Source organism: Fuerstiella marisgermanici, from assembly GCF_001983935.1.
Taxonomy (GTDB): domain Bacteria; phylum Planctomycetota; class Planctomycetia; order Planctomycetales; family Planctomycetaceae; genus Fuerstiella; species Fuerstiella marisgermanici.
This window is the reverse complement of the sequence record NZ_CP017641.1, coordinates 1-11,362: the sequence shown is the minus strand read 5'-3', so window position 1 is coordinate 11,362 and position 11,362 is coordinate 1. Positions and strand designations below refer to the sequence as shown.

8 protein-coding genes are annotated in these 11,362 nt (G+C 57.2%); 3 read left to right on the top strand and 5 right to left on the bottom strand.

What is annotated here, in order from left to right; all coding sequences use genetic code 11:
- The first annotated feature begins 855 nt into the window (after positions 1–855).
- Both rpsR and Fuma_RS00035 read left to right on the top strand, forming a co-directional pair.
- On the top strand, positions 856–1,137 hold the full coding sequence (gene rpsR / locus Fuma_RS00040; RefSeq protein ID WP_077022338.1) for a 30S ribosomal protein S18: 282 nt from the start codon (positions 856–858) through the stop codon (positions 1,135–1,137).
- 90 nt (positions 1,138–1,227) lie between these two features.
- On the top strand, positions 1,228–2,484 hold the full coding sequence (locus tag Fuma_RS00035; RefSeq protein WP_077022337.1) for a glutamate-5-semialdehyde dehydrogenase: 1,257 nt from the start codon (positions 1,228–1,230) through the stop codon (positions 2,482–2,484).
- 164 nt (positions 2,485–2,648) lie between these two features.
- Here the strand turns inward: Fuma_RS00035 and Fuma_RS00030 are convergent, their stop codons facing one another.
- From Fuma_RS00030 to Fuma_RS00015, 4 genes are all read right to left on the bottom strand, one after another.
- Positions 2,649–4,493, bottom strand: a complete 1,845-nt coding sequence (locus Fuma_RS00030; RefSeq protein ID WP_077022336.1) for an ATP-binding cassette domain-containing protein — start codon at positions 4,491–4,493, stop codon at positions 2,649–2,651.
- Positions 4,494–4,662: 169 nt separating this feature from the next.
- A complete protein-coding gene (locus tag Fuma_RS00025) occupies positions 4,663–5,652 on the bottom strand; it encodes an ABC transporter permease (RefSeq protein ID WP_083731689.1) in 990 nt (329 codons plus the stop codon).
- A 115-nt stretch (positions 5,653–5,767) separates the two neighbouring features.
- Positions 5,768–6,559, bottom strand: coding sequence for a TrmH family RNA methyltransferase (locus Fuma_RS00020; RefSeq protein WP_077022335.1), 792 nt, complete (start codon positions 6,557–6,559; stop codon positions 5,768–5,770).
- 10 nt (positions 6,560–6,569) lie between these two features.
- Positions 6,570–7,373, bottom strand: coding sequence for a fumarylacetoacetate hydrolase family protein (locus Fuma_RS00015; protein ID WP_077022334.1), 804 nt, complete (start codon positions 7,371–7,373; stop codon positions 6,570–6,572).
- A 484-nt stretch (positions 7,374–7,857) separates the two neighbouring features.
- Between Fuma_RS00015 and Fuma_RS00010 the strand changes: the two genes are divergently transcribed.
- Positions 7,858–9,849 carry a tetratricopeptide repeat protein gene (locus Fuma_RS00010; protein WP_077022333.1) on the top strand — a complete coding sequence of 664 codons (1,992 nt, stop codon included), beginning with the start codon at positions 7,858–7,860 and terminating at the stop codon, positions 9,847–9,849.
- Positions 9,850–9,856: 7 nt separating this feature from the next.
- On the opposite strand, the gene dnaA is transcribed toward Fuma_RS00010, so the two are convergent.
- Positions 9,857–11,362, bottom strand: coding sequence for a chromosomal replication initiator protein DnaA (dnaA, locus tag Fuma_RS00005; RefSeq protein ID WP_077022332.1), 1,506 nt, complete (start codon positions 11,360–11,362; stop codon positions 9,857–9,859).

Sequence of the window (11,362 nt, the reverse complement as noted above, 5' to 3'; positions counted from 1 at the left end):
TGTGGGTGTTTAGGTGTACCCAAGTACGCCTTGTTTGGCGTGCCGCACACATGCAGGGCGCGAGGCGCCTTGTTGAGATTTTTTTTCGCAATCAGCGCGTTGTGAGTCTGCGGATCAGTAGATGCGGCGGTGAAGTTGGGCGTCCACGTGAGGCGCGGACAGGGTCTTGCCCCGGATGGGCAAATGTCGTCACGGATGAACGGTGGCTAAAGCATGGAAGCGTTCCCTGATGCTCTGGCGGTTCAAGAGGTTTCTTATTGTGGCACTGCGTTTGGTCCGGTCGGGCCGAATCACGTAGCCGTCTGATTCAGCCGACGGATCATTGGATTTCGTGGATTTCGCCGGCAATCGCGAGCAGGCGTCATAATCGCAGGAAATCAGGCGAGTTCCACGACGATGCGCTGTATGGCGGCAGGCGGACGAGCCTGTCTTAAATGGGGCTTTCTCGCATTCGAACGCAGGTCCCGTCGGCTAACAACAGCGTCCACTTGTTGCGCCCGCTGGGCGGAAACACGAGAACTGCATTCTTGCACGCCGTTCTCACTTTTCGTGGTTCTGAATTGGGACTGGAGTTTGTGTTGTTCCTATGGGACAGCCGATTACAATACTCGACTTCTGTTTTCCTCGCCGAGCACACACTGCGTGTTCGGTCCGACCGGGCGGTCGGCTATAGCTGAGGACTATGGCAGGCTTTACGAGGTTTCTAAGTGAGCGGTCAGTACTCGTGTTCCACGTAGCGGCGTCTCTGTGAGACGCTGATTTGAGTCTCGGAGAGACTTGCCTACGTGGTTGCGGTACATGCTCACTAGCCCGTTCCACAATCGCTTATCAGGCATACAAGGCGAACTTAGTTACATGGCAACAATTTCGAAATCGGATCTAAAGAAGCTTCGCAAACGACGTGCTCGTTTGAAGAAGAAGAAGATGACATGCCCGTTCACGGCTGGCGGCAATGTGCCTCGTCCCGTGTATGTGGACTACAAAGACCTCAAGACGTTGCGCAATTTGATCGACCGCGAAGGCCGCATTCTGCCTCGCCGACGTACCGGCACATCGGCGCTGTATCAGCGAGCCGTTCGGAAAGCTGTTTTGCGAGCTCGGTTTATCGGCCTGCTGCCTTACGTTTCTGACGATTAGGTTCAGGTGAGCAGACGTTACGTTACGATCGAAGCCCGGCTTTTCGAAAAAGCCGGGCTTCTTTGAGTTTACCCCGAGGCAATTGGAATCATGGAACTGAAACAATACGCAAAAACAGTTGCAAAAAACGCTCGCCAGGCATCCATCGAACTGGCGACAGCGACCGGCGATCAAAAGCTGAACTGGCTAAAGCGTTGTGCGGCCGAACTGGTGGCTCGCGCAGATGAGATCGTGGCGGCCAATGCGAAAGACCTGACTGCGGCTGAGGAAAAAGGTCTGAGTTCCGCGATGATCGATCGCCTGCGACTCACGCCGGAACGACTGCAGAACCTTGCCGATGCCGTTGTTGAAATCGGTCAACTGCCGGACCCGGTCGGTGAGATTTTTGAAAGCTGCAAGCGGCCGAATGGTTTGCTGGTCACCAAGGTGCGAGTTCCCCTGGGCGTCGTTTTCTTCATCTACGAATCGCGCCCGAACGTGACAGTTGATGCCGCCGCGCTGTGCGTGAAGAGCGGCAATGCGGTCATCCTTCGTGGGGGCAGCGAAGCGTTTCACAGCAACACAGTGCTGTACAGCGTGTTGAAGGATTGCCTGAAGGCGGAAGGCTTGCCGGAAAACGCCGTGCAACTGGTGGAGACCACCGACCGAGCGGCTGTCGGCGAATTTCTGGCGAAGGGCGACCTGATCGACGTCACCATCCCGCGTGGCGGAAAGTCGTTGATTGAACGAGTAGCTCGCGAAGCCACTATGCCCGTTATTAAGCACTTCGATGGCATCTGCCACGTGTACATCGATGCGTCGGCCGATCAGGCGATGGCGACCGACATTACGGTGAACAGCAAGTGTCAGCGTCCGGGTGTCTGCAACGCGGCGGAAACGTTGCTCATTCACAAAGACGCGGCCGCCCGTTTCTGGCCAGCCCTCGCGGCCGAACTGCAGTCGAAGGGCGTCGAACTACGTTGCTGTTCGGAAAGCGCCAAAGGAATTAAAGACGCGAAGGCTGCTACAGATGAAGACTACGGGACGGAGTACCTGGAACTGATTCTGTCGGTAAAGATCGTGGACAGCATCGAAGAAGCGGCCGGTCACATTCGGCAGTTTGGGTCAGGCCATACAGAATCGATTGTCACCAACAGCTTGCAGGCGGCTGAGTACTTTCAGAATCAGGTCGATTCGTCGGCGGTCATCGTGAACGCGAGTACTCGATTTAACGACGGCGGCGAGTTTGGGTTGGGTGCTGAGATCGGGATCAGCACCGACCGCTTTCACGCTCGCGGTCCCTGCGGATTGCGGGAAATCATGAGCTACAAATACGTGGTCCACGGAACCGGCCAGATTCGCAACTGACAGGCAGCCCTCATGGGGCCGGTGAGATAGCTGCCGGGGATTAGGTTGCGCACGACTGCAAATCGCCGAAGGGTGAATGTGCAGTGCATCGCGGTATGCACACAGGCGAATGTGAGCGCGCCCAATTGTTGCGTCATGCTCCGCTGGCTGTGCAAGCTCGCGCCCTACCGAAACACGTTGAACCGCTGGTACTCCCAGTGGCGGTACAGTTCAGACGTTCGCACCAGGTCTTCGTGCCGACCGTCCGTTGCGACTCGGCCGTGGTGCAGCATGATGATGCGGTCGCACTTTTTGACGGTGGACAGGCGTGTCGGAAGAAAGATCAACGTGCGGCCCTGGCAGATGCGTTGATAGGTGTCGTCCAAAATGGCCTTGGTTTCCGCATCCAGCGCGGCTTCCGGTTCCTGGATGATCAAAAGCGCTGGCTTGCGAGCGATCGCGCGGGCGAGGCTTAACCGAAATCTCTGCCCGACATCCAGTAGCGATTCATGTTCACCTAGATGAGTTTCGTAGCCCTTGGGAAGCTGGCGAATGAAGCTTTCTGCGTGAGCCACCTTGCAGGCTTCGATCGCATCCTGTTTGGACAGACTGGACTGGCCGACCGTGATGTTTTCCAGCACGGTCGTGTTGAACACGGGTTCGTCGCCGCCGACGATGACAGCTTCTGCACGCAGCGATTCCAGCGTCGCGCGACGGATATCCTGACCGTCGATCAGCACCTGGCCTCGCGACGGATCCTGAAATCGCGGCACGAGACTGACCAGGGCTTCGGCTTCCAGCGGATCCAAAGACAACAGCGCGACTCGCTGGCCGAATTCGATTTTCAGATCCAGATTCGACAGCAGGTCCGGGTGCGTTTCAGTTTCCACGCACACCTGATTGAATTGCAGCAGCCGTGACATCGGCTCCAGAAAGCGTGCCCCGACAACCTGGCTGACAGATGGCACTCGCAGCAGATACTGATTAATGCTGTCGGCGGCCACTGTGGCTGCGCCGTGCAACTGAGCGATGTTGCGGAGTCGGTACAGGCTGACGACAAAGAAGCCGATCACCGTGCCGATCGCAACGGCTGCGGGCAGACCGATCAGATCGCCGAACAACAAGTGTCGCGCCAGGATGAATGCTGGCAGAGCGACCATGGCGGCAAAAATTAGGTTCGACGACCAGCGGCTTCGCTGTCTTTGTCGCCGCAGTCTGTCGCAGCGTTTTTCGTACAACTTCAGGCTGCCGCTAAAGTGGTCGTGCTCAAGCGACTCCATGCCGTAGCCCGCCACAATGCGTGCTTTGTCCAGGTGTGCTGTCAGCTTTTCGAGGCCGCGATCGAACTGCTCGGTTAGCAAATGAGCCGATGCGGCGTGACGTTCGGATTCGATGCGAGCGATAAACCAGCACACGATGACGGGCAGAATGCATTCCAGGCCGACTCGCCAATTGATGCACAACAGAAGGATTGTCAGCACGACAAGGTCACAGCCGGACGTCCAGCGATAGAAACTCCAGCGGCGAGCGTTGTCGTCCAGTTTCTGGGCCGTCTGCTGAAACAAGCTGGCCGCCGTGCGACGTTGAGCGCCTGTCAGATCGCCGGGGTTGCAACGCAGAGCCTGGCGTTGGATGTGCTCACGCAGTCGATTAACGGCTCGGGACACTTGGCCGCTGATGCGAGATTCCGCGAAGGCTCGCAGCAGCAACCGGACGAGCACGAGCACCGCCAGCCCCACGAACAAGGTGCTGAGGGCTGAGCCCGGCTGATTCAACCACGGAATGGCATCGACAATTGGGCGAACAATGTTCTGCGGAAATCCGACCTGATCAGCCGCGGTGTCCGCCGGCGAATCGACGCAGATCGCCCCAGCGACGACAAGCTTCGTCAGTCCGGCGGCACTTAGCACGATGCCGACAAGCGTCAGAGCGGACAGGATGGCGGCCACCAGCGCGGCGGCCAGTGACGAAGTGAAGAACTGCCGGTCAGAAATGACCTTGTGAAACGCATTGGGGGCTGCATCAGACACGAAACTGCCTTCGTAAAATGGGCCTTATCGGCCGGGATGGCAATTTCGAACGCGGGTCGCGAAGCTTCCGTCGAGGCCGACAGCCACGTCAATCGCCACACTCTCACGGTAACCAGCGGGCAGCGGCGTCACAACTGCGAGCCGCCCGGACGACGGATGTTTTTCTCTGTTAAGCCAGATCCCGGTCTTCAAACAAAATGAATGCCACCAGAATCGTGGCCGCCGCATACGCCGCTCCGTACAGCAGGCTCACGCCAAGGTAAGTGGGCGGCACAGACCCGCCGCGCGCGAGCACTCCGTAGATATCGAACGAGTGCAAAGACGGTAAAATCGTTGCAATCAGGCGCGCGACGAAGGTGACGAATTCGTTTTGAATCACGGTCTTACCCTGAGTCACCATCATCGGGGTCAGATTGCCGACCACAAAAACGGCAAAGCACACCACCAGATTCACCACCATCGGCAAGCGAGTCGCCACGGCCACACTGATGGCACCCAGTACGCAGACCTGGAAGAAACACAGCACTACGCCGGGCAATACCTGAGACACCGCCGCCATTCGGACGGGGTTGGGGCTGGGGAGTTCCACACCACCAGCGACCGTTGTCCATTCAATCCAGTGAGCCACTTCGGACGACGCTTCTTTCTGGTCGTAGCCGACCTTGTAAAAGATCAGGAACGCCATCAGCAGCATCATAGGCAGAAACAGCCACAGCACCGCCTGGACAATTCCGATGTACTTGCCGAGCACGAACTGGCGTCGCGTGATTGGCTTCGACAGCAGCGTCATCGCCGTCTTACCGTCGATTTCGTTGGTGATGCTGGTCCCCGCCGTCCATACGGCCAAGAGCACACCGGAAATCAGCAGCGTGGCTAAGCCGCAGTTTTTGAGTTCCCGGATATCGTCACCCAGAGTGAAGAAGGGCATGAAGGTGTTTACCACCAGCACGGCGGCCGAAATCAACAGCAGCAGAAAGAACAGCGGCTGCCGGATCGCTTCTTTCGTGGTCGCACGAGCGATAATGCCGGCTCGCGTGCCGTACGAAAATCCAACTAAGCCCAGAAACAACAGCAAACCAACGACCCACACGGGGGCCCAGTCTGCAATTTCGTAGACCTGAGGCCCATCCTGTTGAGCAAGAATCACAAGGTTTTTCATGGCAAACAAAAGCTACAAGTGCTGTCGTGAAGAAGGTTTACGTACCTCAGGCCGAATGCTTACGCCGTTTTGGAATTGAGTGTTGGAAGGATTTTCAGACCGACCGCCGGGACCGTCAATGTTGTGACCGGTATGAATGACAGAAGATACCCGCCGCGATGGCAACATTCACGGAATCCGTGTCGTTATGCATCGAAATCGTCAGACGTTCATCACAACTTCCCGCGATCTCGGCTGTCAGCCCGTGAGTTTCGTTGCCGAAGACGAGCGCCGTACGGGCCGGAAACGAGTAGTTGGCCAGTTCCGTCGCACTGCTGGTCAGCACAGTTGCGCAGCACGTATAGTTGAGTGACTTCAGGTCGTCAACGGCCTGCCCGGCGGCTGCACCCTCAACAATTGGCATGAACAAACCGTTACCCGTTGAGACTCGCAACACGCGCCGCGAGAACCCGTCGGCGGATCCGGCTCCCAGGACGACCGCGTCTGCACCGAAGGCGGACGCGATCCGGATTAACAGCCCCACGTTCTGCTGGTCGATCATGTGCTCCGCCAATAACACGAGACTCGCCCCATCTGGCGGCACGGCATCGGCAAGTGTGGGCGAAGGTTTTCGAGCTGCGACAGCCACGACTCCCAGATGGAACGAGTAGCCCACCAACTGTGTCGCAAGGTCGCGATCCACTTCCAGGACGGTCGTTCCGTCAGGAATTCGGTCCGCAAAGTTGCCCAGCTTTTGTGTGGAGGCCAATACCGTCTGAACTTCGTACGGGCTGCGGAACAACCGTTCGACCAGTGTCGTGCCTTCCGCGATGAAGGTGTCCTGCGATCGAGTGCTGTTGGACTTCTTCATGCTTCGAAAAGCATCCAGCCGGGGATCGTCGATCGATTCGATTCGAATTCGATTCATGAACGCCCCGTCACACGACTTCGGCGACGACAGGGTTTGTCAATGTGCCGATGCTTTCGATTTCGATGCTGACCGAATCGCCTTCCTTCAGGAACACGGGCGGGGTTTGAGCGAAGCCGACGCCATGCGGCGTGCCTGTCAGAATCACCGTGCCGGGGGCGAGGATCGTGCTGGCACTCAGGAATTCAATGATCGACGGAACGTCAAAGATCATATCATCCGTGTTCCAGTCCTGCATGACGTTGCCGTTTAACGTCGTGCGAATGGTCAGCGAATTCGGGTTCTTGATCTCATCAGACGTCACCAAACACGGACCCAGTGGACAGAACGTGGCAAACGTCTTGCCACGACACCATTGCCCGCCGCCACCGTTTTTCTGCCAGTCGCGGGCACTCACGTCGTTTGCGCAGGTGTAGCCTAGCACATAGTCCAAAGCGTCTTCTTTCGACACGTTGTGGCACGTCTTGCCAATCACGACGGCCAGTTCGCATTCATAGTCAACCTGGTCGCTGTTCAGCTTCCGCGGCAATACAATTGGATCGCCGGGATTTTGCACGGCTGAGCTGGTCTTCATAAACAGCACCGGGTTTTCGGGAATATCGGCTTTCCCTTCCTGCGCGTGCTTCAGGTAATTCAGGCCGATGCACAGGATGTCGACCGGTTGCAGCGGCGCGAGCACCTTTCCGGACACCGCTTCGCCCGTCGTCTTTAATTCGCCGAACAGGTCACCGTTAAGACGCTGGAATGAGCCGTCGTCGGTTTGTTGAGCGTAGCAGGTGGAGCTGTCAGAAAGCTGAAGGCGAACAATTTTCATGGTGTTGGGGCGTTTGAATAATGAAAGATGAAAATCAAGTAATTTCCGCCCGCTGCGCCGCTGCCTAAAGGCTGGCAAAACCGGAGGAAACGTTGAAACGGCCGGGTTTGGTCATGTGCGGCACATGGCGGAAGCCCACCATATATATCATCAGTCCGGCCGTTTGTCGTGGCTTCCACGCCGCTGATGATATTTGCCAGCCCGCGTCGCCGCATGCTCTGGGAGGCACGGCAGTGTCGGCGGTGGGCTCTCGGTCGTCAATGCAATCCGGCTTCTGGATACTCACGCAGAATCTGCGGGTTGGCTCACGAAAGCGTCCGGCAGGTATTGCCGGTGCATGATTTGGGCGTCGTTCTCGCCTCGACAGTCTTGCCGCCGCACTTCTATAACGCGAGCCGATCCAAAATTCAGGCCCATTTTCGGCGGTTGCATGACGCGGCCAGCCGACGCTGCACGACACAAAACTGATCACGGATGATTTGTGATGACACGCCGCCCCAGCCATAAATTTCTTGCCTGCGTCTTGCTGCTCAGCGGTTGCCAAACCGGGAACAGTTTGCTGCCGTGGCAGGCGGCCAGCGAACCTCGCTACACCGCCGAAGAACTTGCACAGCGCAACAATCCTCAACCTGCGGCAGCTCGGCCTCAATTGGCGCAGTCGATGCAGTCAAAGTCTGCCAGCTCTAATTCATCCAACGATATTGTGGCCGCCGCACCACCGATTGCGGCGGGGCGAGTCGACCAACTAATCAAATCAGGGCGAGCCGCCATCCTCGAAGCTGGCCAGGGCGACACAACCAAGCTGGATGAAGCACGGCAGATTTTCACTCAGGTGCTGACCGTCGACAATGAGAACTCATCGGCTCACCACGGCATGGCGATCGTTGCCGACCTGCAAAACGACTGGTCAGCCGCAGAACTGCACTACAAGCAGGCGTTGCAACAAAGGCCGGAAGATCCCAGCCTGCTAAACGACTTGGGCTACAGCTACCTGCTGCAGGATCGATTCTTTGAAGCATCAAAGTACCTGAACCAGGCTGTCCAGGTGTCTCCGCAGAATGAACGAGCCCACATTAATCTTGCGTTGCTGTCGCTAAAGCGAGGCGACCGCAATGCCGCGAAATCACAACTTGCATCAATCTATTCAGCGTCAGAAATCAACAACACGCTGGCGAAACTTGAGCAGGACCTGAATCAGTCGAATCCCACGGGTGGCACGCAAGTGGCGGCCACACCTCCTCAGTATGGAGCCGCTCAGAACGGAAATGCCCAGCAACCAGCGATGCAGCCATTTCAGCAGCCGATGCAATCGTTCGCTGGCCAACAACCACAGACCGGACAACCAGCGGACAACCACGGCATGATGGCTCACGCCAATCGCCCGGTCAGCGTCTACCCGCCCGGCGTTGGACCGGCCATCACTCCGCAACAGAATTTTGGTCAGAGCACAAACCCTGGAAATAGCCCCGGGAACAACTTCGGCAATGGCAATGGCTCGGATCAGACGGCAGGCCAGTTTTTGCAGTTTGCGTCCAATGGAAATCCACCGCAGCAAGGGGTCCCCGTTGGCGGCGTGATTAACTCACCAAACACAGGCGCCAGACCTAACGGCTACCAGACGGCCCAATCGAACATGGGCGGCAACCAGTCGCAGTCGCAGTACCCATCTCACAACAATGTTAGAAATGGGGCGTGGCCACAACAAAACCAGAACGGCCAGCCACTGATCGCCGGTTCGCCGCGCGGGGGCATGTCTACTGCCGGCTCTGCCGTTGACCACAGCCTGCAGGCTCCGATTGCGGGCCTGAACGCGGGGCCGGGAACGCTGTTTCCACTCGGCATCAACCAAGCGCCAATGAATTCTCAGCCGTCACCACAGCAGCAACAACAGCAGTTCGCACAAATGCCGATGGCACAAAACGGAATGCAAAACTTCGGTGGTCAGCCGATGCATTCACAGTACCAGTCGCCGCAGAGACAACCTCAGTACCCCCAAGGCAACCAGGTCTATCAGGCGTCTGCGAACGCTCCGGCACGTGACAATCGTCCGATTAGCGTGCTTCCCAGCGAAATGCCACAGCAGCAACAGCAGGGCAATTTCTACCCACGAAACATGTCGCCTCACCCCCAACAGATCGCTCCGGTTTCCGCGACGCAATATCTGAATCAGCCTCAATACGGCGCCCCACAACAGACCGGTGGAATGGCTTCACCAAATGGCCCGGGGCCTCAGCCCGGCGGAGCTCCCAACTTTCAGTATCAGAACAACGCCCCTCAACAACAAATGAACATGCAGCCACAGCCGAACGGGCAGCAGTATCAGTCGTTCAACGGCGGAGCAGCCCCCGGCTCACCAGCTGCACGGATGCAGGCGTACGACGCTCAACTGCAGCAGAACAACAATGCGTACAACCAGGCAGTTCAGCAAATGAACGGCCAGCGAGCCGCGTTCGGAAATGCTCAGGGGCAGTATTGATACTCAGCTAGATCGCCAGGCTCAGCAAACGCTCTTCAATCTCCTGGACGACTTCCGAAATTGTGCGGCCGCGACAGGACGAAGGTAGTTCGAGTGGAGAATCCTGCTCGATCCACTTCTCGACTCGCTTCTCGGCCGCAACAACGGTGCTGTGATCGCGACCTCCAAAGTACAGGCCAATTTCACGATACGCCGCCTTGGTCAGCTTGCGAGCTACGTACATCGCCATCGCTCGCGGGCACGCCACCGTCTTGCGACGTGACTTCGATCGCAGGTCGGACGGGCTAAGCCCGAACGCATCGCAAACGACTTTCTCAACATCACTGATCCGGACCAGGTGACGACATTCCTGCTCCATATCGCCCAGAATCTCACGCGCTCGACTGACCGTGATCTTCCGCTTGGTCAGCGTAAAGTGCCCGTGCAGGCAGTTTAGTGCGCCCTGGATTTCGCGGATGTTCTTTTTGCAGCGGCGAGCCACATAGTCGAGCGTTTCCTGAGTGAAGCTGTTCTTCATCGGCAGCGCCAGCGTGGCGGCGATTCGGCGACGTGTGTCTTCGCACGGAACATCGATGCGACACACCAGGCCACTCATAAAACGTGTTGTCAGTTCTTCGCGGTGCTTTGTCAGCAACCTTGGATGACGGTCACCGCTGACGACCAGCTGCCCACCGTGTTCAATGACCTGCACGATCGTGTGCAAAAACTCTTCTTCAGTCGCCTTCTTTTTGTTGTCCAGAAATTCGATGTTATCAATCAGCAGGACGTCAACGTTACGAAACCGTTGCCGAAACGACGGAACGGTTTTCGATTCCAGTGCTTGAGTGAAGTAATTTGTGAAAGCTTCGCTGGTCAGGTACACGACGTTCAGGTTGGGCTGAGTGCGTCGGACTTCGCTGTAGATTGCTTCCAGCAAATGCGTCTTGCCGACCCCCGTCGAACCGTGGATATACAGTGGATTGAATCGCTCGCCGGGAAATTCCGCGACCTGCTGTGCGGCCATCAGGGCGAGGTCGTTGCATTCGCCACTAACGATACTTTTAAACGTGCGAAATCTTCGCCGGTTCGATCCACGCACTGCCAGTGTTTGCACACCACTGATGGGCGGCTGTTGAATCTTTCCGGGTTGCCGCTGTTCTTTCGACGTGGCTTTGCCAGTGTCAACATTGGGTATTGGCAACACTTTGGCAGGAGACTCAGATTGCGCGGCTTGCAGCGTTTCGTCGACCAGCAGTTCGCATGCGCCGGCCGGTCCAAGGACATCAACGGCGGCGGCGTTGAACGCGGTGCGAAATCGCTTGTGCAGCCAGTTCGAGATGAATGGATTTGATACGAATATGCGGAGTGCATGATTCGTGACTTCGAATCGGCTACGTCCGGCAAACCAGTGTTGATAATTCTGTTCGCCAATGGCCTTCTGAACAGCGCTGATCGCCCGTTCAGTAATTTCGTCCGGCAGGATTTCTGCCGACGACGCGACACACGTCTGTCCGTGATTCACGGGTTGCGTCAT